At 63.3% G+C, this 24593-nt stretch carries 22 protein-coding genes; 14 read left to right on the forward strand and 8 right to left on the reverse strand.

Annotated elements, in window-relative coordinates:
* Positions 1-36 precede the first annotated feature (36 nt).
* A complete protein-coding gene (locus BRA471DRAFT_RS26745) occupies positions 37-1005 on the reverse strand; it encodes a helix-turn-helix domain-containing protein (protein ID WP_007601369.1) in 969 nt (322 codons plus the stop codon).
* A gap of 513 nt (positions 1006-1518) precedes the next feature.
* Here BRA471DRAFT_RS26745 and xoxF5 point away from each other — a divergent pair.
* The 8 genes from xoxF5 (at position 1519) to BRA471DRAFT_RS26780 (ending at position 9435) form a co-directional block, all read left to right on the forward strand.
* Positions 1519-3324 (forward strand): lanthanide-dependent methanol dehydrogenase XoxF5, encoded by a 1806-nt coding sequence (gene xoxF5 / locus BRA471DRAFT_RS26750; protein WP_007612979.1) that lies wholly within the window; start codon positions 1519-1521, stop codon positions 3322-3324.
* Positions 3325-3433: 109 nt separating this feature from the next.
* Entirely contained in the window at positions 3434-3922 is a 489-nt protein-coding gene (locus BRA471DRAFT_RS26755; RefSeq protein WP_007612980.1) for a c-type cytochrome, methanol metabolism-related, read from the forward strand.
* Positions 3923-3983: 61 nt separating this feature from the next.
* The gene (locus tag BRA471DRAFT_RS26760) at positions 3984-5093 is read left to right on the forward strand and encodes an S-(hydroxymethyl)glutathione dehydrogenase/class III alcohol dehydrogenase (RefSeq protein ID WP_007612981.1); all 1110 of its coding nucleotides are present in this window, start codon (positions 3984-3986) and stop codon (positions 5091-5093) included.
* Positions 5094-5126: 33 nt separating this feature from the next.
* Positions 5127-5690, forward strand: coding sequence for an S-(hydroxymethyl)glutathione synthase (gene gfa / locus BRA471DRAFT_RS26765; RefSeq protein ID WP_007612983.1), 564 nt, complete (start codon positions 5127-5129; stop codon positions 5688-5690).
* A gap of 455 nt (positions 5691-6145) precedes the next feature.
* Positions 6146-6334, forward strand: a complete 189-nt coding sequence (locus BRA471DRAFT_RS38485) for a hypothetical protein (RefSeq protein WP_157234099.1) — start codon at positions 6146-6148, stop codon at positions 6332-6334.
* Positions 6335-6350: 16 nt separating this feature from the next.
* Positions 6351-6803 carry a (2Fe-2S)-binding protein gene (locus BRA471DRAFT_RS26770; protein ID WP_007612984.1) on the forward strand — a complete coding sequence of 151 codons (453 nt, stop codon included), beginning with the start codon at positions 6351-6353 and terminating at the stop codon, positions 6801-6803.
* 1 nt (position 6804) lies between these two features.
* Positions 6805-9117, forward strand: coding sequence for a molybdopterin cofactor-binding domain-containing protein (locus BRA471DRAFT_RS26775; protein ID WP_007612985.1), 2313 nt, complete (start codon positions 6805-6807; stop codon positions 9115-9117).
* Between the two features lie 57 nt (positions 9118-9174).
* The gene (locus tag BRA471DRAFT_RS26780) at positions 9175-9435 is read left to right on the forward strand and encodes a hypothetical protein (RefSeq protein ID WP_007612986.1); all 261 of its coding nucleotides are present in this window, start codon (positions 9175-9177) and stop codon (positions 9433-9435) included.
* A 308-nt stretch (positions 9436-9743) separates the two neighbouring features.
* Here the strand turns inward: BRA471DRAFT_RS26780 and BRA471DRAFT_RS26785 are convergent, their stop codons facing one another.
* Together BRA471DRAFT_RS26785 and BRA471DRAFT_RS26790 are read right to left on the reverse strand one after the other, a co-directional pair.
* Complete coding sequence (locus tag BRA471DRAFT_RS26785; RefSeq protein WP_088931176.1) at positions 9744-11471, reverse strand: methanol/ethanol family PQQ-dependent dehydrogenase; 1728 nt, start codon at positions 11469-11471, stop codon at positions 9744-9746.
* Positions 11472-11596: 125 nt separating this feature from the next.
* Positions 11597-12142, reverse strand: coding sequence for a ubiquinol-cytochrome c reductase iron-sulfur subunit (locus BRA471DRAFT_RS26790; RefSeq protein WP_371258332.1), 546 nt, complete (start codon positions 12140-12142; stop codon positions 11597-11599).
* Between BRA471DRAFT_RS26790 and BRA471DRAFT_RS39830 the strand changes: the two genes are divergently transcribed.
* Entirely contained in the window at positions 12135-12338 is a 204-nt protein-coding gene (locus BRA471DRAFT_RS39830; protein WP_231170969.1) for a hypothetical protein, read from the forward strand. The genes BRA471DRAFT_RS26790 and BRA471DRAFT_RS39830 overlap by 8 nt on opposite strands.
* A 177-nt stretch (positions 12339-12515) precedes the next feature.
* On the opposite strand, the gene BRA471DRAFT_RS26795 is transcribed toward BRA471DRAFT_RS39830, so the two are convergent.
* The 3 genes from BRA471DRAFT_RS26795 to BRA471DRAFT_RS26805 form a co-directional block, all read right to left on the reverse strand.
* Positions 12516-12980, reverse strand: coding sequence for a group III truncated hemoglobin (locus tag BRA471DRAFT_RS26795; RefSeq protein ID WP_007612990.1), 465 nt, complete (start codon positions 12978-12980; stop codon positions 12516-12518).
* Positions 12981-13220: 240 nt separating this feature from the next.
* Positions 13221-14072 carry a 3-hydroxybutyryl-CoA dehydrogenase gene (locus BRA471DRAFT_RS26800; RefSeq protein ID WP_007612992.1) on the reverse strand — a complete coding sequence of 284 codons (852 nt, stop codon included), beginning with the start codon at positions 14070-14072 and terminating at the stop codon, positions 13221-13223.
* 259 nt (positions 14073-14331) lie between these two features.
* The gene (locus tag BRA471DRAFT_RS26805) at positions 14332-15810 is read right to left on the reverse strand and encodes an FAD-binding oxidoreductase (protein WP_007612993.1); all 1479 of its coding nucleotides are present in this window, start codon (positions 15808-15810) and stop codon (positions 14332-14334) included.
* 223 nt (positions 15811-16033) lie between these two features.
* Between BRA471DRAFT_RS26805 and hisC the strand changes: the two genes are divergently transcribed.
* Both hisC and BRA471DRAFT_RS26815 read left to right on the forward strand, forming a co-directional pair.
* Positions 16034-17086, forward strand: a complete 1053-nt coding sequence (gene hisC / locus BRA471DRAFT_RS26810) for a histidinol-phosphate transaminase (RefSeq protein WP_007612995.1) — start codon at positions 16034-16036, stop codon at positions 17084-17086.
* A 223-nt stretch (positions 17087-17309) separates the two neighbouring features.
* On the forward strand, positions 17310-18008 hold the full coding sequence (locus tag BRA471DRAFT_RS26815; RefSeq protein WP_007612996.1) for an ABC transporter permease: 699 nt from the start codon (positions 17310-17312) through the stop codon (positions 18006-18008).
* Here BRA471DRAFT_RS26815 and BRA471DRAFT_RS26820 read toward each other — a convergent pair.
* Positions 17982-18791, reverse strand: coding sequence for a substrate-binding domain-containing protein (locus BRA471DRAFT_RS26820; RefSeq protein WP_007612997.1), 810 nt, complete (start codon positions 18789-18791; stop codon positions 17982-17984). The genes BRA471DRAFT_RS26815 and BRA471DRAFT_RS26820 overlap by 27 nt on opposite strands.
* A gap of 173 nt (positions 18792-18964) precedes the next feature.
* Between BRA471DRAFT_RS26820 and BRA471DRAFT_RS26825 the strand changes: the two genes are divergently transcribed.
* Positions 18965-19237 (forward strand): hypothetical protein, encoded by a 273-nt coding sequence (locus BRA471DRAFT_RS26825; protein WP_007613000.1) that lies wholly within the window; start codon positions 18965-18967, stop codon positions 19235-19237.
* 332 nt (positions 19238-19569) lie between these two features.
* On the forward strand, positions 19570-20619 hold the full coding sequence (locus BRA471DRAFT_RS26830; RefSeq protein WP_035974299.1) for a hypothetical protein: 1050 nt from the start codon (positions 19570-19572) through the stop codon (positions 20617-20619).
* Positions 20620-20636: 17 nt separating this feature from the next.
* Here BRA471DRAFT_RS26830 and BRA471DRAFT_RS26835 read toward each other — a convergent pair whose 3' ends face one another.
* Entirely contained in the window at positions 20637-21953 is a 1317-nt protein-coding gene (locus BRA471DRAFT_RS26835; RefSeq protein ID WP_007613002.1) for an esterase family protein, read from the reverse strand.
* A gap of 625 nt (positions 21954-22578) precedes the next feature.
* Between BRA471DRAFT_RS26835 and BRA471DRAFT_RS26840 the strand changes: the two genes are divergently transcribed.
* The gene (locus BRA471DRAFT_RS26840) at positions 22579-24588 is read left to right on the forward strand and encodes a bifunctional diguanylate cyclase/phosphodiesterase (protein ID WP_007613003.1); all 2010 of its coding nucleotides are present in this window, start codon (positions 22579-22581) and stop codon (positions 24586-24588) included.
* The last annotated feature ends 5 nt before the right edge of the window (positions 24589-24593 follow it).

Consider the following 24593-nt stretch of genomic DNA (forward strand, 5'->3'; position numbering starts at 1 on the left):
TCAATCGTCGTCGTCGACGCCGAACCTGGCGTTTGCCTAATGCTCGTCCGCGGCAACGGCGCCCTGTTGCGCCTTGTGGATCGAGGACGGCACCACGCCGAAATATTTCCGGAACACCCGGCTGAAATGCGATGAGCTGGAGAAACCCCAGGAGAACGCGACGTCGGTGATGGTCTTGCCGGCGTGGGCCTCGAGCTCCTGGCGGCAATTCTGAAGACGCGCCTGCCAGATGTAGTCGCTCACCGTGGTGCCGCGCTCCGAGAACAGCATGTGCAGATAACGCTTCGAGCAGCCGAGCTCGCCGGAAATCTGGTCGATGCACAGATCCGGATCGCGCAAATGCTCGCGGATGAAGAACTGCGCGCGCACATAGGTCGCTTCGGGCCCGACGCGATCGAGCATCGTGTCGGCCTCGCGCAGCGGCAGCAGCAAGAGGTCGATCAGCGAATCGGCGACGCCGACCGCACTGTTTGCCGACAGCTTGGCCGCCTCGTCGAACGTCGCATGCACGAAATCATGGGCGATCCGCCCCGTCCCCGTCCGTGAGGTCAATTTGCAGGCGGGCATCCGCTGCGACGGGAATCCGCGGTCGCGCAGCAGCGCCTTCGGCACGATCACCACGTCGTGGCGCGTGAAAGCGGGGCTGATGATCGAATGCGGACAGGAGACGTCATAGGCGATGATGTCGCCCGGATTCAGCTCGATGTGGCGACCTTCCTGCTCGAAATAGGACACACCGTAAGTCTGGAAGTGGATCTTGATATACGGGTGTTCATTGGCCTTGGCGCGCGCCAGCGTGTGCGCGATGCGATGCTGGCTGACCTCGATCTGGCAAAGCTTCAGGCGCGAGACGCTGGTGTAGTCGATGCGGCCTTCGAGCGAAGACGCTTCCAGCGGATCGACGTCGAAATGTCCACACAGGCTGGTCAGCCCGTCGATCCAGCTTTGGATCTGACGTTTCGGCGTCATGCCCGTCGTCGAGAGCGTGTGAATTGTGTCGGACATTAATCCAGCCACTGGTTTGATCCGGAGATTTGACGCGAATCGCGAGCCGCGCTGCCGGAGCCCTGAACCGTGATTGCGTGACGTTTACCTCGATTTTGAGCGATCTTCTAGAACGAGCGCCATCGTTCCATTGCCACCCTTGTAAGTTAATCCTCCGCCTTAGTTGCAGCGCCGTCAAGGGGAACCTGAGCGTTGATGGCGCTCCCAAAGCGCTGCGGAAGCAGCTGAATTCGCTACTGCAAAATCAAAAACTTCCTACCCGTGCGCTGTCAAGCAAACCAGCTTCTCTCTTGGGCAAGTTTCCCGATAGCGAAGTCGTTAGGGATTGTATCAGGAACAACAAGAACGGGCCGCTCCGCACGTGGACCCGTGGCTCTCATCAGGAGGAGGAAACACCACAGCATCGTTTCTGGTCCCAATCGTGACCGCCCTGCACGAGCAGACGCCGGACGAAAAGCCCGGCGATTAAGCAATGCTTCGGAAACAATAAACGAGACCAATGGAGGAATGACTATGCGCAAGGTACTACTCGCGGCCTATCTTGGCTCCGCGGCGGCTCTCGCCGTCGGCAGCGCGTCGGCCAACGATGAAGTGCTCAAGATGTCGCAGAACCCGAAAGACTGGGTGATGCCGACGGGCGACTACGCCAACACCCGCTATTCCAAGCTGAACCAGATCAACGCACAAAACGTAGGCAAGCTCCAGGTCGCCTGGACCTTCTCGACCGGCGTGCTGCGCGGCCACGAAGGCGGCCCGCTGATCATCGGCAACATGATGTACGTCCACACGCCGTTCCCGAACAAGGTCTACGCTATTGACCTTTCCAACGAGAACAAGATCGTCTGGAAGTACGAGCCGAAGCAGGATCCGAACGTCATCCCCGTGATGTGCTGCGACACGGTCAACCGCGGCTTGGCCTATGGCGACGGCAAGATCTTCCTGCATCAGGCCGACACCACGCTCGTTGCGCTCGATGCCAAGAGCGGTCAGGTGGCATGGACCGCGAAGAACGGCGACGCCAGCAAGGGCGAGACCGGTACTTCGGCCCCCATGGTCGTCAAGGACAAGGTGCTGATCGGCATCTCCGGCGGCGAGTTCGGTGTTCAAGCCCATATGACCGCCTACGACATCAAGACGGGCAAGCTGGCTTGGCGCGGCTACTCCGAAGGGCCGGATGACCAAATCCTGGTCGACGCAGAGAAGACCACCGCGCTCGGCAAGCCTATCGGCAAGGACTCCAGCCTCAAGACCTGGCAAGGCGATCAGTGGAAGATCGGCGGCGGCGCCACCTGGGGCTGGATCTCGTACGATCCCGAGCTGAACCTCGTCTACTACGGGTCGGGCAATCCCTCGACCTGGAATCCGAAGCAGCGTCCCGGCGACAACAAATGGTCGATGACGATCTGGGCTCGCAACCCTGACACCGGCAAGGCCAAGTGGGTCTATCAGATGACGCCCCACGACGAGTGGGACTATGACGGCGTCAACGAGATGATCCTCTCGGACCAGTCGATCAACGGCCAGCCGCGCAAGCTGCTGACGCATTTCGATCGTAACGGCCTCGGCTATACGCTCGATCGCGCCACCGGCGAGCTTCTGGTCGCCGAAAAGTACGATCCGAAGGTGAACTGGACCTCCGGCGTCGACATGGACAAGAACTCGCCGACCTACGGCCGCCCGAAGGTGCTCGACTCAGCTTCGACCGACAAGGCGGGCGAGGACCACAACGTGAAGGGCATCTGCCCGGCCGCGCTCGGCACCAAGGACGAGCAGCCGGCAGCCTACTCGCCGGACACGCAGCTGTTCTACGTTCCGACCAACCACGTCTGCATGGACTACGAGCCGTTCAAGGTGAGCTACACCGCGGGCCAGCCCTATGTGGGTGCGACGCTCTCGATGTATCCGCCGCAGGGTGAAACCCACATGGGTAACTTCATCGCCTGGGACGGCAAGACCGGCAAGATCGTCTGGTCGAACAAGGAGCAGTTCTCGGTCTGGTCGGGCGCGCTCGCAACCGCGGGCAACGTGGTGTTCTACGGAACGCTCGAAGGCTACCTGAAGGCAGTCGACGCCAAGACCGGCAAGGAGCTCTACAAGTTCAAGACTCCCTCCGGCATCATCGGCAACGTCACCACCTATGAGAACGGCGGCAAGCAGTATGTCGCAGTGCTCTCCGGCGTGGGCGGCTGGGCCGGCATCGGTCTGGCGGCAGGCCTGACCGATCCGACCGCCGGCCTCGGCGCAGTCGGTGGCTACGCGGCGCTCAGCAACTACACGGCACTCGGCGGTACGCTGACCGTGTTCTCGCTGCCCAACTAGGCCTCTCAGCATCACTCCGGCGCGTGGATCAACTCCACGCGCCGGCTCGTCTCACCGAATGCCTTCCGAGGAAAATCTCTTGCGTAAAATCTGCTCTGCCATTGCTGCGATGTTCTTGGTCGCGTCCGGGGGAATTGCCGTAGCGGACGGCTCAGGTGATCCGACCGCCGTCAAGCAGAACGAAACCGGCGAATGGTCCGACAAGGAAGGCAACCCGACCTACAAGATCACTGACGGATCCGTCGACTGGTACACCTATTCCGGATACCGCCGCTATCACTCGGACTGCCATGTGTGTCATGGCCCGGATGGCATGGGCTCGACCTACGCCCCGGCGCTGAAGGATTCGCTGAAGACGATGAGCTATGCCGATTTTCTCGGCGTCGTCGCCTCCGGCCGCAAGAACATCTCGACTGCCGCAGAGAACGTGATGCCGGCCTTCGGCGATAACCCGAACGTCGCCTGCTACATGGACGATCTCTACGTCTATCTGCGCGCCCGCTCCAACGAGGCCTGGGGCCGCACAAGACCTAGCAAGCACGAGGACAAGAACGACGCCTATACCAAGAACGAAGATTCGTGCATGGGCAAGAAGTGAACGTGCGGAGCCCGACCAGGACCTGGTTCCTGGCGCCCTGCTGGAATTTGAGGAGTTTAAGATGAAAACACGTGCCGCAGTCGCTTTCGAAGCCAAGAAGCCGCTCGAGATCGTCGAAGTCGATCTGGAAGGACCAAAGGTCGGCGAAGTCCTGGTCGAGATCAAGGCGACGGGCATCTGCCATACCGACGCCTACACGCTCGACGGCTTCGACAGCGAAGGAATTTTCCCGTCGATCCTGGGCCATGAGGGCGCGGGCATCATCCGCGAGATCGGCCCTGGCGTGACCTCGGTGAAGCCGGGCGACCATGTCATCCCGCTCTACACGCCGGAATGCCGGCAATGCAAAAGCTGCCTTAGCCGGAAGACCAATCTCTGCACCGCGATCCGCGCGACCCAGGGCAAAGGCGTAATGCCCGACGGTACCAGCCGTTTCTCCTACAAGGGCAAGCCGATCTACCACTACATGGGCTGCTCGACCTTCTCGAACTTCACCGTGCTGCCGGAGATCGCGGTCGCCAAGATCCGCGAGGACGCGCCGTTCGACAAGAGCTGCTACATCGGCTGCGGCGTCACCACCGGCGTCGGCGCCGTCGTCAACACCGCCAAGGTCGAGCCGGGCTCGAACGTGGTCGTGTTCGGCCTCGGCGGCATCGGCCTGAACGTGATCCAGGGCGCCAAGATGGCTGGCGCGGACAAGATCATCGGCGTCGACATCAACGACTCCAAGGAGGAATGGGGACGCCGGTTCGGCATGACCGATTTCGTCAATCCCAAGAAGATCACCGGCGACATCGTCCCGCATCTCGTGACCCTGACGGACGGAGGCGCCGACTACACCTTCGACTGCACCGGCAACACCACAGTGATGCGCCAGGCGCTGGAAGCCTGCCATCGCGGCTGGGGCACCTCGATCATCATCGGCGTTGCCGAATCGGGCAAGGAGATCGCGACCCGCCCGTTCCAGCTCGTCACCGGGCGAAACTGGCGCGGCACCGCCTTCGGCGGCGCGCGGGGCCGCACCGACGTGCCGAAGATTGTCGACTGGTACATGAACGGAAAGATCCAGATCGACCCGATGATTACCCACACGCTCAAGCTCGAAGACATCAACAAAGGCTTCGACCTGATGCATGAGGGCAAATCGATCCGTTCAGTCGTCGTGTTCTAGCTCGAAAAGCGTCACCCCAAGGAGGATCGACCCATGACTGTTGCACTCCATCCCTCGATCGATAACGGCATCAAACAGGGCAGCGGCAGCTTCGCCGGCGGCACGCTCGCATGCAAATGCAGCGACCATCAGGTCAAGGTCGCCGTCAAGGGCGACGTCGCGCATAACCACGCCTGTGGCTGCACCAAGTGCTGGAAGCCGCAGGGCGCGAATTTCTCCGTCGTCGCCGTGGTACCCCGCCAGAACGTCACCGTGCTCGAGAACGGCGACAAGCTCCAGATCGTCGATCCATCGGCGGTGATCCAGCGCCACGCCTGCAAGGCCTGCGGCACGCACATGTACGGCCGCATCGAGAACAAGGGTCACCCGTTCTACGGCCTCGACTTCATCCACCCCGAACTGTTCCAGGAGCAGGGTTCGCAGGCGCCGCAATTCGCCGCCTTCGTCTCGTCGGTGATCGAATCGGGCGTGAAGCCGGAGCAGATGGGCGGAATACGGGCTCGGTTCAAGGAGCTTGGGCTTGAACCCTATGACTGCCTGTCGCCGGCGCTGATGGACGCGATCGCGACCCACGTGGCGAAGGCCAAAGCTGCCTGAGCAGAGGCCGCCTGAGTAAAGGGCCGCCTAGGCAAAAAGGCCGCCTGACGTTTGCCGCGCCCCGCCCGCTCGCTGGTTCCACCACACCCAGCGAGCGGACGGAGCCGGCCCGGGACAATCGCGGCGATGCCGCCGCTTCTCGGCTGCGCTTGTGTGGGGGCCGTCAGCTCCCTCAGTCCTGGTCTCTGAATGACTGCGCAGGGCTGTCGGCTTCCTGCTTGAAGTTCGCGGCGCCTGCGTTTCTCCCTCCCTCGACTGAGGCATCCTGCTTCGTCCGCACAGGTCTTCTGGCGGACGAAGCTTTTTTAGTGCGCCCATCTCGAGAGGCGCGCGGCGTGATGCGGCGCCCTGCTTTTGACAAACCTTCGTTGCAATCTTCTCCCATCGAGAACAGCTGACTCAAGAACACTTGGCTGTGAACGCCAGACCGAAGCGATCCTTGCTAAGATCGCAACGTGACGATGCCGCGCGAATTCAATAATCAAGAACACAACGGGAGGTATCGAACACATCCGGACATGAACATTGGCATTCCTGAGTTCTGCCGGGATCTGCCCGCGCGGGATAACCGCTGGAATGCGACGCCGCGCAGCGGACATTGCACCGACCGGCATTTGGAAAATCTGAAATCAACAAGCTTATGAAGAGCGAGGGACGATCATGATCAAAGTGAAGATCAACGGCCAGGAACAGAGCTGGGACGGCGACCCGGATCTCCCGCTACTCTGGTTCCTGCGCGACGAGGCCGGGCTGACCGGCACCAAGTTCGGCTGCGGCCAGGCTCTGTGCGGCGCCTGCACCGTCATCGTCGACAAGGAAGCCGTGCGCGCCTGCATCACGTCGATCAACGACGTCGCCGGCCGCGAGGTTACGACGATCGAGGGACTGCATCCGAACGGTGATCACCCGGTGCAGAAGGCCTGGCGCCAAGTCAACGTTCCCCAATGCGGCTTCTGCCAGGCGGGCCAGATCATGCAGGCGGCTGCGCTGCTGATGGACAACCCAAAGCCGTCGCACGACCAGATCCGCGAGGCGATGTCCGGCAACATCTGCCGCTGCGGCTGCTACCAGCGCATCGAGAATGCGGTCCATCTCGCATCGACGGGAGTGTGACATGAATTTCATCGACAACCCGAAGAAGCTTCGTGGCTTCGAGAAGAACATCAGAGTCGAGAAGGTTTCGCGCCGCAGCATCCTGAAGGGGCTCGGCATCACAGGCGGATTCGTGCTCGCGGCGCCCGTGATGTCGCGCCAGGCGTTCGCCTACGAGACCGGCGCCGGCAAGATGCCGCACGGCGTCGTGGTCGATCCGCGCGTGTTCGTCGCGGTCGCGCCCGACGGCACCGTCACCATCCTCGCCCACCGCGCCGAGATGGGCACGGGCGTGCGCACCAGCCTGCCGCTGATCGTGGCCGAGGAGATGGAAGCCGACTGGTCCAGGGTCAAGGTGGAGCAGGCCCACGGCGACGAGGTCAAGTTCGGCAACCAGGACACCGATGGCTCGCGCAGCACGCGGCACTATTTGATGCCGATGCGACAGATCGGTGCCTCCGCCCGCACCATGCTGGAGCAAGCCGCCGCGAAACGCTGGGGCGTGCCGGCCACCGAGGTCAAGGCCGTCAATCACGAGGTCGTCCACAGCGCGACGAGCCGCAAGCTCGGCTTCGGCGAGCTCGCAGCCGACGCCGCCAAGGAATCGGTGCCGAGCATCGAAGGGCTCAAGCTGAAGGATCCCCAGGACTTCCGCTATCTCGGCAAGGGCCAGATCGGCATCGTCGATCTCCATGACATCACCACCGGCAAGGCGCGTTACGGCGCCGACGTGCGGCTGCCTGGCATGAAGTATGCCGTGATCGCGCGCCCGCCAGTGACCGGCGGCAAGCTGGTCAAGTTTGATCCGGACGCCGCGTTGAAGGTCCCCGGCGTCGAGAAGGTGATGCAGGTGCGCGGCTGGCCGTGGCCGTCGAAATTCCAGCCGCTCGGCGGCGTTGCCGTGATCGCCCGCAACACCGGCGCGGCGATCAAGGGCCGCGACGCGCTGAAGCTGACCTGGGACGACGGCGCCAACGGCAAATATGACTCCGTCGCCTACCGCAAGGAGCTTGAGGAGGCCTCGCGCAAGCCGGGCCTTGTGGTGCGCCAGGAAGGCGATGCCGAGGCTGCTCTGAAGGGCGCCGACAAGGTCGTCGTCGGCGAATATTATCTGCCGCACCTTGCCCATGTCAGCATGGAGCCGCCGGTGGCGGTCGCTGACGTCAAGGGTGACAAGGCGGAGATCTGGGCGCCGGTGCAGAGCCCGGGTGGTACGCGCGAGGACGTCGCAAAGACGCTCGGCATTCCCGAGGGCAATGTCACGGTCAACGTCACGCTGCTCGGCGGCGGTTTCGGGCGCAAGTCGAAATGCGACTTTGCGCTCGAGGCCGCGCTGCTGTCGAAGGAGCTCGGCGTGCCCGTCAAGGTGCAGTGGACGCGCGAGGACGACGTTCGCCACGATTTCCTGCACACGGTCTCCGTGGAGCGGATCGAGGCGGGCCTCGACAAGAACGGAAAGGTGATCGCCTGGCGCCATCGCAGCGTGGCCCCGAGCATCGGCTCAACGTTTGCGGCGGGTGCAAAGCACCAGGCGCCTTTCGAGCTCGGCATGGGCCTCGTGGACATGCCGTTCGAGATCGCCAACATCTCCTGCGAGAACCCCGAGGCTGCGGCGTTCACCCGCATCGGCTGGTTCCGCTCGGTCTCGAACATCCCGCGCGCCTTCGCGGTCCAGTCGATGGTGGGCGAGATCGCCCATGCGACCGGCCGCGACCAGAAGGAGACGCTGCTGGCGCTGATCGGCAGCCCGCGCATCGTCAAGCCTGCTGTGAAGGACATGTGGAACTACGGCGAGCCCCTGGACAGCTATCCGATCGACACCGCGCGCCTGCGCAAGGTGGTCGAACTGGTCGCCGAGAAGGGCGAATGGGGCCGTCAGGTGCCGAAGGGCCATGGCCTCGGCATCGCCGTGCACCGCAGCTTCGTCAGCTATATCGCGACCATCGTCGAGGTGGCCGTCGACGACAAGGGCAAGCTGACGGTGCCGCGTGTGGACACCGCCATCGACTGCGGCACCTATGTCAACCCCGAGCGCATCGCCTCGCAGATCGAGGGCGCGGCGATCATGGGGCTCAGTCTCGCCAAATACGGCGAGATCACCTTCAAGGACGGCAAGGTGCAGCAGAAGAACTTCGACGACTTCCAGGTTCTCAGGATCGACGAATCCCCTGCGGTGACCAACGTCTACATCGTGCTGCCCGGACCCGACACGCCACCGAGCGGCGTGGGCGAGCCCGGCGTCCCGCCATTCGCGCCGGCGCTGATGAACGCCATCTTCGCCGCGACCGGAAAACGCATCCGCAGCCTTCCGCTCGGCAAGCAATTGGAAGCGTAAAGGCGGGAACACAAGGCGGCCTCGCGCCGTTTGCATCGATCTGACAGGAGCAGATCGATGACCCATATCTCAAAGGCGCTCGCAGTCCCGTTGCTGTCGAGCGCCTTTCTTTTGACGGCCACTGGCGCATACGCCCAGAGCAACACCACGCCGCCGACCACGGCGACGCGCCCCAGCACGCCGGACCAGAACTCTCTGCCCAACGCCAATGCCACGCCGCCCTCGACCACCCAGACCACCGGACAGCACAATCCAGATCCCAAGGTTCGCGAGATGAACCAGAAGGAAAAGGATAAGGTCGAGCGCGAGGGGAAGTAACGATCTGGCGCATCGGCGTTTTGACGCCGTGATTATCGGCTCTAGTTCTTCGCCGAAGCGCATCGATGTGCCCTCTCGCCTTGCGGGAGAGGGCAGCGACGCCGGTTGCCACGATCACGCTTGGGTGAGGGGTATGCCTGCGCGAGTCTCGCACATTGTGATGTGCGGATAGAACCCCTCATCCGGCGCTTCGCGCCACCTTCTCCCGCAAGGGGGGAAGGGAAGCCGCCGACGCAAAATGCGGCGGACGTTGCCGTCCGCCGCATTTGCCCCCTGACACTCCGCTTCTTTCGATCCGCCAGCGGAGCTTATTTCTTCAGCGCAAACACCCAGATCACGCCGCCCTGCGGCACGTTGGCTTCGATGCCGATATCGTTGGTCACGAGTGCATCCTGGATGCGCTGCGCATCCACGCCCCATCCCGACTGGATCGCGATGTATTGCGTGCCGTCGATCTCATAGGACACCGGCATGCCCATGATGCCGGAGTTGGTCTTCTGCTCCCACAACAGCTCGCCGGACTTCGCGTTGAAGGCGCGGAAGTTGCGGTCGTTGGTGCCGCCCACGAAGACGAGATCGCCTGCGGTCGCCGTCACTGATCCGAACAGCTGCGACTTGGGGAAGTTGTGTTGCCACATCTTCTTGCCCGTCACGGGATCCCAGGCCTGGAGCTCGCCGAAATGATCGGCACCCGGCTTCGTCTTCAGGCCGATGTCCTCCGGCTTGGTACCGAGCCAGAGCTCGCCGGGCTTGAGCGGGACCTTCTCGCCGGTGAACCCGCCGCAAAAATTCTCGTTGGCGGGCACGTAGACGAGGCCGGTTTTCTGGCTGTAGGCCGCCGACGGCCAATCCTTGCCGCCCCACAGCGACGGACAGAACTCCACGCGCTTGCCGACCATCGGCTTGTGCGCGGGATCGACGATCGGCCTGCCACTCTCGGCGTCGATGCCCTTCCAGACGTCGGTGGAGACGAACGGCCAGCCGGCGACGTAGTTGATCTTGGTCGGCGTGCGCTCGAGTATCCAGAAGATCGCATCGCGTCCCGGATGGACCAGGCTCTTGATGTTGCGACCGTCGCGTTGCAGGTCGATCAACATCGGGGCTTCGACCTCGTCCCAATCCCAGGAATCGTTCTGGTGATACTGGTGATAGGTCTTGATCTTGCCGGTGTTCGGATCGAGCGCGAGCACCGACGAGGTATAGAGATTGTCGCCCGGATGCATCTCGCCGGGCCACGGCGCGGCGTTGCCGACGCCCCAATAGATCGTCTTGGTGTCCTTGTCGTAATTGCCGGTCATCCAGGCCGAGCCGCCGCCGTTCTTCCAGTCCTCGCCCTGCCAGGTGTCGTGGCCGGGTTCGCCTTCGCCCGGAATCGTATAAGTCCGCCACAGCTCCTTGCCGTCCTTGGCATCATAGGCGGCGACATAGCCGCGCACGCCGAACTCACCGCCGGAGCCGCCAACGATGACCTTGCCGTCGACGATCAACGGCATCAGGGTCATGTACTGGCCCTTCTTGTAGTCCTGCACCTTGGTGTCCCACACCACCTTGCCGGTCTTGGCGTCGAGCGCGACGACATGGTCGTCGGTGGTGGCGAGATAGAGCTTGTCCTCCCAGAGGCCGACGCCGCGGCTGGTCGGATGCAACTGGAACAGGTCGTCGGGAAGCTGCCGCTTGTAGCGCCAATATTCGTCGCCGGTCTTGGCGTTCAGCGCGATCACCTGCCCCATCGGGGTCGCCACGAACATCACGCCGTTGTTGACGATCGGCGGCGCCTCGTGACCTTCGACCACGCCGGTCGCGAAGGTCCAGACCGGCGTCAAGTTCTTCACATTCGAGGTGTTGATCTGGTCGAGCGGGCTGTAGCCCTGCCCGTCATAGGTCCGCCGGTAGAGCATCCAGTTGGCGGGCTCCGGGTTTTCCAACCGCTGCGCGGTGACCGGCGCGTAGTTCTCGACCGGGCCTGACATGGCGGCGGTCGAGGCAAGACATGTGAAGGCGACGAAGCCGGACAGTAACCACTGCTTCCTGGTCATGGAAGTTTTCATGGCGTTCCCCTTTTTTCCGTTTGAATTCTTGTTTTGAATTCTTGTCGTTCGTCCCGTCGTCCGCCCATCGGCGGATGCGGCCTCTCGTGACGCGGGCAGAACCCGCACGCCCATCATCCCGGCTGCGCGCCACCTACCTTTCCGACGAAGTTTCCGGCGACGCTGAGCGAGCCGTCAGCCAGCGCCAGCGGCAGCGCAGCGAGCCGCCGCGGCGCCGGCCCGAACACCACCTGCGCGCCCGCGCGAGGATCGTATTCGGAGTTGTGGCACATGCATTTGAGCACTTCCTTGTCGCCGACATCGCTCTTCACCCACGCTGTGACAGGACAGCCGGCATGCGAGCAGATTGCCGAATAGGCGAGGATGCCGTCGACAGCGCGCGCTTTTGTCTGCTCGTCGAGCTCGGCGGGGTCGAGCCGGATGATCAGAATCTCGTTGAGGCGCGAGGCGCTGCGCACGACCGACGTCTTCGGATCTTTCGGCCAGGCATGCACCGGCGGTCCGCCGGCCGACAGAGCGGCCGCGGTGACGGGCTGTCCCTCCTGATCGCCTTCTGAGAACACGAGCAGATCGCCCTTCTGAGGCCGCTCGTCGGAGCCGGGTGCATCCTCGCCCGCGTGGACTTGCGGGGAGCAGGCGAGGCACGCCGTGGTGGCCAGCGCACTCATCAACAGCGCCCGCCGGGTTTGCTCCGTGCAGGCGTCAGCTTCGGATTCCGCTGTGTTGTCGGAGGATGATGAGGATGTGTTGAACGATGCACGCGACATGTTTGCAAGCAGGCGCTGGAACTCTGCCGAAAAAAAGGCAGCGATTTTTCCCGCAGTGCATCAATATGCCTTTGCTCGCATTGATTGAATGCGAACATGCGCATTTACGCGCTTATTCTGAATTGCAACGTCACGCTACGCGACCGGCATGATGATTTTGCAGATCAGGTCAATGCTGTCGGTATTGGTGCAATGCGCCGACGCTCGGCGCGATCATAGCGAGATCAGTGCGGCTTGCGCATTTCTCAGGCAGGCATTTTGTATTCTAGGAGCGGAGCACGTGACGCGGCGAAGCGATGCGACCGGCCAAGGTCGCCGACGCCATCTCGAAGCTGTCGGCGATGCGGCGCGCCCTGTCGATGAACAGCGCGGCTGCTTGCGGCGGGCAGACCTCGCGCGCGGTTTGTTCGAACAGATCGAGCCAGCGGTCGAAATGATGGCCGGCCAGGCTCAGTGGCATGTGCGCCCGCATCGGCGAGCCATGGTAGCGGCCGCTCATCAGCACGACCGACGACCAGAAATCCCGGAGCTTGGTGAGATGTTCGTCCCAATTCTGCACGATCGCGAACACCGGCCCCAGCAGCGCATCCTCACGGACGCGGCCATAGAAACGAGTCACGAGTTCCCCGATCATCTCTTCGGTGATCCCCGTGCGCTCGATTGCATCCTGAGTCAGCAAATTCCGCCGCGCGGTCGCAGCCTCGCGCTCGGCCTTCAGTCGATCCGACATCTTTGTTTCGTCCGTTTTGTCTTCACCCTCTCCCCTTGTGGGAGAGGGTGGCTCGCCGCGAAGCGGCGAGACGGGTGAGGGGTTCTCTCCGCGTATTCCTCACGCATTTGGGCTCGCGGAACCAACCCCTCATCCGGCGCTTCGCGCCACCTTCTCCCACAAGGGGAGAAGGAAGGACGCATCCGCGCCCATCTTGGTGCAAGTCGGTGCACCCGTCTTTGTCGCAACGCAAATAACGGGTCAGGCGCCGTAAGTGTAAAAGCCCTGCCCGGTCTTGCGGCCGAGATGGCCGGCATCGACCATTTCCTTGAGCAGGGGGGCCGGACGGTATTTGGGGTCGTTGAAGCCTTTGTAAAAGACCTCCATCACCGACAACATGGTGTCGAGCCCGACAAGATCGGCGAGCGCCAGCGGCCCGATCGGATGATTGCAGCCGAGCTTCATGCCGGCATCGATCTCTTCCGCCGTCGCAATCCCCTCCTGCAGCGCGAAGATCGCCTCGTTGATCATCGGGCAAAGAATGCGGTTGACGGCAAAGCCGGGGCTATTCTTGGCCGTGATCGCCACCTTGCCGACGCGCTTGGCGAAATCGAGCGCCTTGGCGTGGGTGTCGTCGGAGGTCTGCAAGCCGCGGATGAGCTCCAGCAGCGCCATGACCGGAACCGGATTGAAGAAGTGCATGCCGATGAAGCGGTCGGGGCGGTCGGTCGCCGCGGCGAGCTTCGTGATCGAGATCGAAGAGGTGTTCGTGGCGAGCAGCGTGCGCGGCGACAGCGTCGCACAGAGATCCTTCAGGATCTTGACCTTGAGTTCCTCGTTCTCGGTGGCGGCCTCGATGACGAGATCGCAATCGACGAGCTTGGCGCGGTCGGTGGTGCCGGTGATGCGCTTGAGCGTGGCGTCGCGATCGCCCGCCGACATCTTCTCCTTCTTGACCAGGCGCTCGAGGCTGCCGCCGACCGTCGAAATCCCGCGGTTCACCGCCGCATCGGAAATATCGACCATCACGACCGAAAGCCCGGCCGCGGCACAAATCTGCGCGATGCCGTTCCCCATGGTCCCTGCCCCGATGATGCCAACGGTCTGGATCATTGCCTCAATCCTTTATCCTTACGGACGTGCCATACTGGCCCCGCCCCATTGTTCCTGCATCAGGGTCTAGCACTGCCCCAGGGCGGGTGCGACCTGATCCTCTCCCTTCCTTAAAGCATCCAAGGCGGGAATAAAGCCGCCTTTCGGCCGCTAAACGGCATGATTTGACGCCCCCGGCCTGTTTGGCCCGCCTATCCACGGCATCCCGTCTCCGGGAGCGCCGAGCGTTCGGGAGCACCGGGCTCGAGGTGGGCGCGCCTCAACCGAGACGAAGCACCTTGCCCGGATTCATGATGTTCTTCGGATCGAGCGCCCGCTTGATCGTGCGCATGATGTCGAGCTCGGCCCGGGAACGGTAGTGCTGGAGCTCGTCGAGCTTTTCGATACCGATGCCGTGTTCCGCCGAGATCGAGCCGCCCATGGAGGTGATGAGGTCGTTGACGGCCCGTGTGATCGCCGCAGAATACTGGGACAGCGTATCGAGGTCCATGCCCTTCGGGCCCATGAAAGAAAAGTGGACGTTGCCGTCTCCGATGTGGCCGAGCGGATAGGGGCGGATCGTCGGCAGGATGGCGAGCACGGCCTCGAGACCGCTGTCGATAAACTCGGGAATCCTGGAGACCGCGACCGACACGTCGTAGCTCAAGCCCGGACCTTCGGTGCGCGATGCCTCGGCCACGCTCTCGCGAATCCGCCACATGTTGCGCGACTGCGCTTCGGTTTGCGCGATCACAGCATCCAGCACCCGGCCCGCCTCGAGTTGGTCAGCCAGGAACTGCTCCATCCTGTCCGACATGCCCGTGCCGCCGTCCTGCCGCGGCCGGGCCGATGACCATTCGAGAAGGAGGTACCATTCGGTCTCAGCCTTGAGAGGATCCTGGGTGCCGGGAATGTGGCGCAGCACCATGTCGGTGCACGCACGGCTGACGAGCTCACAGGAGCCGACATTGTCATCGGAAGCGGCATGCGCCTCCGACAGAAGGTCGATGGCTGCCTTGGGATCGCGGATTGCAAGCCATGCCGTGCATACGTCTTTCGGCGCCGGCCAGAGTTTCAGCACCGCCTTGGTGATGATGCCGAGCGTCCCTTCGGCGCCCATGAACAGATGCTTGAGGTCATAGCCGGTGTTGTCCTTCTTGAGTGCGCGCAGGCCGTCCCAGACATCGCCGTTAGCCAGCACGACCTCCAGACCCAACACCAGATTTCGCGCATTGCCATAACGCAGCACCTGCACGCCGCCGGCATTGGTGGACAGATTGCCTCCGATCATGCACGAGCCCTGAGCACCGAGGCTGAGCGGAAAAAGGCGATCGTGGCGCGCGGCCGTGTCCTGAAGCGTCTCAAGGATGCAGCCTGCCTCCACGGTCATGGCGTAGCCGACGGGATCGACATTCAACACCTGGTTCATGCGCCCGAGCGACAGCACTATGCCGCGGTGCATGGGCCACGGCGTAGCGCCGCCCATCAGGCCGGTGTTGCCACCTTGCGGAACGATGGCAATGCCGTTGTCGTAGCAGAGCTTGACGACAGCGGAGACTTCCGCGGTGCTGGCCGGACGCACGACCGCCGCGGCCTGCCCCGCCAGCGTGCCGCGCCAGTCGGTCACGAAAGGCAGCTTGTCCTGCTCGTCCAGGATCAGGCCTTTGCCGCCGACGATGGCCCGCAAGCGGTCGAGAACGGCCGACGTCACGGGTGCGGTCGGAATCGAGGGAGCGGTGGGAAGAGCTGCACCCGGCATGTGTTCCTCTCTTTTCGGCCGTTCAGCGCCTTGGGGCGCGCCAGCCTTCGTTCTTGTTTTCATTCTGGGCGGTGGTGCGACGATCCTAGCATAGGGGTCGCGCTTGCGGGAACGTCCCGGCAGTAAGCCTCGTGTGGATTTGCCTGGAATGCTGAATGCAGGCGCACTTCCGCCGAGGTCCCGCATACCCTACTGTGCCCGGATCAAATTCGGATTGGAGCTCATGAGCCGTTTCTGGAGTCCCGTCGTCCACACGCTTTCGCCCTACGTCCCCGGCGAGCAGCCCAAGCAGGACGGCATCGTCAAGCTCAATACCAATGAGAACCCCTACCCGCCCTCGCCGCGCGTGCTGGCGGCGATCGCATCGGCCGCGGAGCGGCTGCGCCTTTATCCCGATCCGCGCGCAACGCGCCTGCGCGAGGCGATCGCGGCCCATTGCGATGTGGCGCCCGAGCAAGTGTTCGTCGGCAACGGCTCCGACGAGGTTCTGGCCCACACCTTCCAGGCGCTTCTGAAGCACGAACCACCGCTTCTATTCCCCGACGTCACCTACAGCTTCTACCCCGTCTATTGCGGCCTCTATGGAATAACGCATGACGAGGTGCCGCTCGATGCTGCGATGAGGATCGATATCTCCGACTACAGGCGACCATCGAGCGCCATCCTGCTCTGCAATCCGAACGCTCCTACCGGCATCGCGCTTCAGCGCGACGCAATCGCGTCGCTGCTGGCCGAACAGCCGGACCGGCTGGTGGTGGTGGACGAGGCCTATGTCGATTTCGGCGCCGAAAGCGCCGTGCCGCTGGTTGCGCGCCATGACAATCTGCTGGTCATCCAGACCTTCTCGAAGTCGCGCTCGCTCGCTGGCCTGCGGGTTGGTTTTGCCATCGGCCAACGACCGCTGATCGAAGCGCTGGAACGGGTGAAGGACAGCTTCAACTCCTATCCCGTCGATTGCCTCGCGATCGCCGGCGCCGTCGCCGCGATCGAGGACGACGGCTGGTTCAGAGAAAGCCGTGCCCGCATCATCGCAAGCCGGGAAAACTTGGCCCGCGATCTTGGACCACTCGGCTTCGAGGTGTTGCCCTCGCTCGCCAACTTCGTCTTCGCGCGCCATCGAAGCCGGAGCGGAGCAGATCTCGCGACCGCGCTACGCGCGCGCGGCGTTCTGGTCCGGCATTTCGGAAAGCCGCGCATCGAGGACTTTCTGCGCATCACGGTCGGAACGGAGGCCGAGTGCGCCCGGCTTGTTGAAGTGCTGCGCGGCTTGATCTGAGCCCCGACGGTCCCGGCATCGGGCAGCGTCAAACGGTGAGGCCGAACGCCACCTCTGGCCATACCGCGCGAGGCTTTGATTTCCGGTCAAATTCGGGCTACCAAACCGCTCCGCCGCCTGCATTGCACGACGATCCCCTCAGGGAAATAAACGTGAATCACCTCCGCAGTCCAGAAATCGACGCACCCGAAACATTGTGGCGGGCGCCGAAGCTCAGGCGCGGATGAACGACTTCGCGCGATCCGTCGGCGCCACGTTCACGCTGATCGGCGAGGCCGACGCAGAGCTTCTGGGCATCGTCGGACTGTCGGTCCGCGTCAGCCTGACGGCCAGCATCGTCGCGCTTCTGATCGGGGCGCCGTTCGGAGCCCTGCTTGCGATCACCCGGTTCCGCGGGCGGCAGGTCATCATCGTCCTGACCAATGCCTTGCTTGGTCTTCCGCCGGTCGTGGTCGGGCTCGCGCTTTATCTTCTGCTGTCGCGCTCCGGCCCGTTCGGGGCGGCCGGCCTGTTGTTCACGCCGACGGCCATGGTGATCGCGCAGGCGCTGCTCGCAACACCGATCGTGGTGGCACTGGTGCACCGGCCGGCAAGCCTGCTGTGGGCGGAGTATGGCGACCTGGCGCGGATCGACGGGCTGTCAACGCTACGCAGCATCGGCTTGCTGTTCGCGCTGGGCCGGACCTCGCTGCTGACGGCCTTTCTCGCAGCCTTCGGGCGCGCGATCGCCGAGGTCGGCGCCATCCTCATCGTCGGCGGCAACATCCGCGGCTTCACCCGCACGATGACCACGGCGATCGCACTGGAAACCAGCAAGGGCGACCTGCCGCTGGCGCTCGGGCTCGGGCTGATTCTGCTCGCACTCAGCGTCGCAGTGTCGACCGTCGCCTTCCTGCTAGTGGGACGCGTTGGGGAAAAATAGCTGCTCGCCGCCGACCTTGTAGCCGGCGATGGCCTCCTGCCCCTTTGAAGAGATCAGCCAGTCGATGAAGGCCTGCCCGTCCCGCGCCTTCACGTTCGCATGCTTGGCTGGATTCACCAGCATGACGCCGTACTGGTTGAACAGCCGCTTGTCGCCTTCGGTCAGGACGGCGAGCTCGCCGCGGTTCTTGAATGACAACCAGGTGCCGCGGTCCGACAGCAGATAGGCGTTCGACGACGAGGCCATGTTTAATGCCGGGCCCATGCCCTGGCCGATCTCGCGATACCAGCCGTCCTTGGCGGCACCGAGGTCGATGCCGGCCTCCTTCCACAGCCGCAGCTCGGCCGCGTGCGTGCCGGATTTGTCGCCGCGCGAGATGAAGGGCGCCTTCACGGCCGCGATCTTGCGCAGCGCCTGGGCCACATCCTTGCCGCCGGCGATCTTGGCGGGATCGCTCTTCGGCCCGACAATGACGAAGTCGTTGTACATGACGTCGAAGCGCTTCACGCCCTCGCCTTCGGACATGAACTTGTCCTCGGCAAGCCTGTCATGGACGAACACGACATCTGCATCACCGCGCCGCCCGATGTCGAGCGCCTGGCCCGTGCCGACGGCCACGACTTTCACGTCGATGCCTGCGGCCTTTGAGAACAGCGGCAGCAAGTAACCGAACAACCCCGACTGTTCCGTTGACGTCGTCGAGGCCACGGTGATGGTGCGATCCTGCGCGAATGCGATCGTGGACCAGAGCAGAACCGCTCCGAGAGTCAGTATCCTTTTCATGCCTCGTCCTTACACCAGATGGCGGATGTTCCAAACTCTACCGTCGATAGAGCTGTAGAGGGAACCTCGACAAGCGCCACAACGCGCTTGGTCATGATCCTCGCGACGCTCCTAAGTGAGGAACGTCCGCTCCGCGCGCAAGTTGTCCTCAAATCAACCCAGGAGGAAACCAGATGAAGAAGTTCATTTTGGCATCCGCGTGCATCGTGGCGCTGGCGACCGGCGGCGCCTTTGCGCAGACACAACCCGCCCCAGGCGCATCCGGCCACGGCGACGTTGGCCCCTCTTCGCGGGGCCCCGCGACCAAGGGCATGACGACCGGCGCCTCCTCGAACATGCAGAACGAGGCCGCTGACAGCAAGGGCAAGCAGACTCCGTCGGCCGGCGGCAGCAACACCAATAACATGGGCAGCCAGGCCGGCGGCGGCGCTGGCTCCGGAAAGTAGGCTGGCATCGATCGGAAATTCTGGAGAGGGGGCGATCGTCCCCTCTCCAGAAGTCTTCGTGCCGTCAGAGCTTGTCGACGTCATACGCGAAGGTCTTGGTGTCGAACGAAGCATATTGGCGGTGCTGCACTTTGATTGCGGTCACGTCGGCACTACAGTCACGCCGACTAAATTGCAGCCGTGCGCTCTGAAAGCGTGAATGTTCTGCAATTGGTCCCACCTACATTGACATCAGTGTGACAGCCGGGGATTTTTACATTGCTGGCGAATCAGCGATGGCCTCAAGCCGAGTACCTCTTGGACAACTCCCAGTGCTTTCGAGACTGATATCGTTGCTGCGCCGCATCCCCGCGGTGAAATGGGCGTTCACGCGGCTTCGGCCCGCGCCGCACGGCGGCGGCATCGACGTCGCGCCTGATACCGCAGACGCCTCACCCGCCCTCGTTGCCGACATTGCAGAAGCCGCGGAGGTTCTCGACACCAGCATCAGCGCGGATACGTTGAACTGCGACGCAGCAGTCGCGGCTTCAGCCGAAGACGACAGTGCCAGCCCTGTCATCGCGGAGAGCCCGTCGGAAGCGCCAGCCGATATCAGCGGCAGCGACGATTCATCCCGGGAGACGTTGACGGAAGTCGAGCCGGTCGTCGTGGAGGAAGCTTCGGTCACGACCATCGACGTCGAGCGCGAGTCGGCCGACCTCCCCGAAATCATCGTCAACAGCGGTCCATCTTCCGAACTCGTGGACGACGTTGAGCCCGTTATCGCGGAGAAGGCGTCTCCGGTCGATGTCGAGGTCGCTCCGGTTGACGCCATCGCTCTCGTCGTCAGCGTGGATACTCGCTCGATTCTTGAGGACACGTGTATCGCGTTCGCCGACCGCGACATCTCGCCAGAGCATGTCCCCGAGGATAGCATCGACAGCAATCCCTGCCCCGGTGCCGCGGAAGTCGTCGTCGCCGACACGCCCAGCGTCGTCACGGATGTTGCGCCGGAGCCGGCCCTCGAGGCTCCCGCTCCGGAGATCACCAGCGCGCCGAAGACCCGTGCAAAGATCGTAGAACCCGCCGACCGTGCCGCGCTGATCCGGCAGCGTTGGGCGGAGACCGGAATCAGGATGTGGAATCCCCGCCTCCACGGCGCCGGTGATGCCACGCTGAACATCCAGGGAAGCGTCGGGCTGCTGCCGCCCGCGCCCGGCGAGACGATGCCGCGCTACGACAAGCTGGAATTCCTGATGCTCGGCGGACAGATCGTCTGCGAAGGCGTGATTGTCGAGGCACCCGCACACGCAAGCCAGCGCAGTTTTACGCGGCTCGCCGAGCCGGGGAAACACGACCGGGTCCGCGAACCGATGCGGGAACGCCAGGCCGCTCTCGCCTGACCCTTTGTTCCCTGCGCTCAGGGGATCGGATAACCCTTCCAGACCCACTCCAGCGCCGACGGCAGCGTCTGGGCGATCGTCGGACGGTCGACGTGCTTGGCGTTGCGCACGAACAGGAACTGATAGTGGTAGCCCTTCTCCGCCAGCACCTTGGCCATCAGCGCGTTGGACAGGGTCCAGTCGTGCATGCCGTCGGGGATGGTGGGGTTCGGATAGAACAGGTCCTGGTCGCCGCCGAAGAACCAGAAACGGATCGGCTTGGTCGGCGCAGCGACGATCAGCGGCACGCCGGGCGGCTCGGCCGGCGTGAGCACGCCGGCCTTGGAGATGAGGTTGGGTGTGGCCGGCCCCGTCCATGCGCTGTGATATTCCCAGGCGCCGCCGCGCAGCGACGGGTCATGCGGCCATTGCTGGTTGACCATGGTCGGCGAGAACGCCAGGACGCGGTGATAGAGATCGGGATAGAACCACGCCATGGTGAAGGCTGCCACGCCGCTCGAACTCAGCCCCATGGTCGCACGTCCATCGGGATTTTTGGTCAGCCTGACGTCGGCGTTCTTTTCGACCAGCGGCAGCACTTCACGCTCGACGAACTGCGCGTAGACACCTGACACCGCGTCATATTCGCGGCCACGCTGACTGCCTTGCGCGTCCTGCCCGCCATTCCCGATCTGGATCGCGATCATCGGCGGCACGCGGTGCTGCGCGATCAGATTGTCGAGCGTTACGGCGAGATCCTTGTAGGCGTTGGAGCCGCCGTCGCCGACCACGATGAACGGCGCCTCGCTGCCGCGCACATATTGCGCCGGCACATAGACGTCGATGGTGCGCGACCAGATCCCTGGGTGGCTGGTGGTGACAATCATGTGCGACTTGTCATCCGGCGCCGTAACGGTCGTCATGATCGAGGAATTGGTGCAACCGGCGGCGTCATCGCGGATCAGGCCGGGATTGTAGATGGTGCTCTCCTTCGACGACAGCGTGAAGGACTTTGTCGTCCCACGCGGCACGCCCTCCTTCGCGATCGTCTCCGGCGCAGGATTGTGGGTGGGACCGATGATGAAATTGCCCTCGGCACCCGGTGGCGGCAGCGTTCCGTCAGGAAGCTCAGTGGCGCGCGGATAGTTGGGATTGGACGGATCGCGCGTCGGAGGCGCCGTCTTGAAATCGAGACCCGCCGTATCGATGAAGAACGGGCCCGCCTTGTCGGCGGTGTTGGCCCCGGGCGGCACCACCATGTTCTGGGTGACGCAGGCCGGCTGCGAAAGCGCGATTGAAGTGAAGGAGACGAGGGAAATCAGCGTCCCCGCAAGGACGGACAACGAATTGGTCATTTCAGCTCCCGGTGCTGACGAGTCTTTCTGGCTCGCCTTGGCGCAAAGTATGACGAGCCACCTACGCGCGGTCAAACCCCAGCCGGCCGCATTGCAGCTATGGCCGCCATGCTCAAACCGGACAGGGACGGTTATTCCGCGCACTGCCACGAAATTATCCAGACATCTGGCCGTTGCTGCCGCACCTCGCGCGGCGTCGCTTGCCGGCCGGCCGCGCCGTGAAGGACCGCCCAATCAAAACGCGATAGATATGACGCTTCTGAAATCCACCGCACGACAATCTTGCCTTCCCGGCGAAGGTCGATCGCACCGCGAAGGAAGGCGACTCCTCGCCGGGGAGAGGTATGCGAACAAGTCGGCCCCATCATTGGCGATGCGACAGAATGCTGCGCCGACACCGATGGTTAGCAGAACCTCACCAAGGTTTTTGCAGTCCTTTGCAGTCGATACATCCGTTTTTGCCGCCACATATCGTTAACGCGGCCTCACCAATGCACGCGGCCGGAAGACTTCGCGGTAGCGTACAACCTTCCCCGCTTTTCCGGCGAAATCCACCTAACGCCACCTTTACCCCCGCCGTGCAAGATCGCAGGCGTTTCGAAGGGGATCCGGGGCTCGTATTGCAATGCCTGTCACCAATTTTAAGTCTCATCTAGCTGCCGTTGCAGAGCTGTTTCGGGTGCCGGCCGACAATCCGGAACTGATGCGGGCGCAATTCGACGCCTTCTCCAAACAGATCCCGCTGCTCTATTTCATCCTGATCACAAACACGATCGCGGTGGCTTATACCTTTGTGCCGCTGGCACCGCCCTCGCTCAGTATGATCGTGCCTGCCCTGTTGATCGCGATGACGGGCTTTCGCACATTCTGGTGGCTGCGCCAGCGCCGTGTCGTCCGCAACGATGCCGACATCCTGCGCAACCTGCGTCTCACCAACTGGATTGCAGCGCCGATCGCGGCGGGTTTTACTGTCTGGTCGTTTGCCCTGTATCCCTACGGCGATGCTTTCGCCAAGAGCCAGGTTGCCTTCTACATGGCGGTGACTGTGATCGGCTGCATCTTCTCGCTGATGCATCTGCGCTCGGCGGCACTGATTGTGACGCTGGTCGTCGACGTGCCCTATGTTCTGTTTTTCTGGACCACCGGCGAGCCCACACTGAAGGCGATCGCCGTCAACAATCTGCTCGTGTCGGGTGCGATGGTGACGGTGCTGTTCATCTACTATCGCGACTTCGCCGACCTCGTCGCCAGCCGCAAATCGCTGCTGGCGCAGCAGGCAGCCACCCAAGCCCTTTCGGACGAGAACTTCCGCCTCGCAAACCTCGATTCTCTGACAGAGCTGCCGAATCGCCGCCGCTTCTTCGCCGAGCTGTCGAGCGCTTTCGCTGACGCCGAGCGCAGGAAAGTTCGCGTCGCTGTCGGGATCATCGACCTCGACGGCTTCAAGCCGGTCAACGACAATTACGGCCATTCCGTTGGCGACCGCGTTCTGATCGAGGCGGGCCGGCGCATCCGCGAGGTCTGCGAGGGCTTCGGCCCGCAGCGGGTGGAATTCGCCAGGCTCGGCGGCGACGAGTTCGGCCTCGTCGTGTGCGGCGACCCCGATGAGGCGGATCTGATGCGGCTTGGCGAACGCATCGCTGACCAGGTCAAGCTGCCCTACCAGCTCGACACCGCCCATACCGGACTGTCCTGCTCGATCGGCTTCGCGCTATTCCCGCAATCGGCAACGACGGCGGAAGCGCTCTATGAATGCGCCGACTATTCCCTCTATCACGCCAAGCGCCACCTGCGCGGCCGCACCGTGATCTTCTCGATCGAGCTCGAGGCCGAGATCCGCAGCCGCGGCGTCATCGAGAATTTGCTGCGCACCGCCGATTTCAGCACCGAGATGGACCTGGTGTTCCAGCCGATCGTGGACGCCATGAGCGAGCACACCGCCGGCTTCGAGGTCCTGGCGCGCTGGCGCAGCTCCCGCCTCGGCCTGGTTTCGCCGGCCGACTTCATTCCCGCCGCCGAGCGCATCGGCCTGATCCGGCCGCTGACGCAAGCGCTGCTGGCGCGCGCGCTCGCGACGGCCAAGACCTGGCCCGACCACATCCGCCTCTCGTTCAACCTGTCCGCCCACGACGTCTGCTCGCCCGAGGGCGTCCTGCCGCTGATCGCCATCGTCGAGAAGAGCGGGCTGCCGCCGCACCGGATCGATTTCGAGATCACCGAGACCGCCGTTACATTCGATTTCGTACGCGCGCAGCAGTCGATCGCGGCATTGAAGGCGATGGGCTGTGGCATTTCGCTGGACGATTTCGGCACCGGCTATTCCTCGCTGAGCCACGTGCACTGGCTGCCGCTCGACAAGATCAAGATCGACCGCAGCTTCATCGCCGACGTCAACAACAATGCAGTAAGTCACAAGATCATCAAGTCCCTCACCGGCCTCTGTGACGACATGGAGATCGCCTGCGTCGCCGAGGGCGTCGAGACCCGCGCTCAGCTCGACACCCTGCGCCGGCTGGGATGCGACTTCATCCAGGGCTACTACTTCGCAAAGCCCATGCACGGCGACGCGATCGACGAGTATCTCGCAAAGGAACGCCAGCGCCTCAGCGGCGCCGGAGCCAGGGTCGTGGCCTGAGTCGC

The organism is Bradyrhizobium sp. WSM471, from assembly GCF_000244915.1.
Taxonomy (GTDB): domain Bacteria; phylum Pseudomonadota; class Alphaproteobacteria; order Rhizobiales; family Xanthobacteraceae; genus Bradyrhizobium.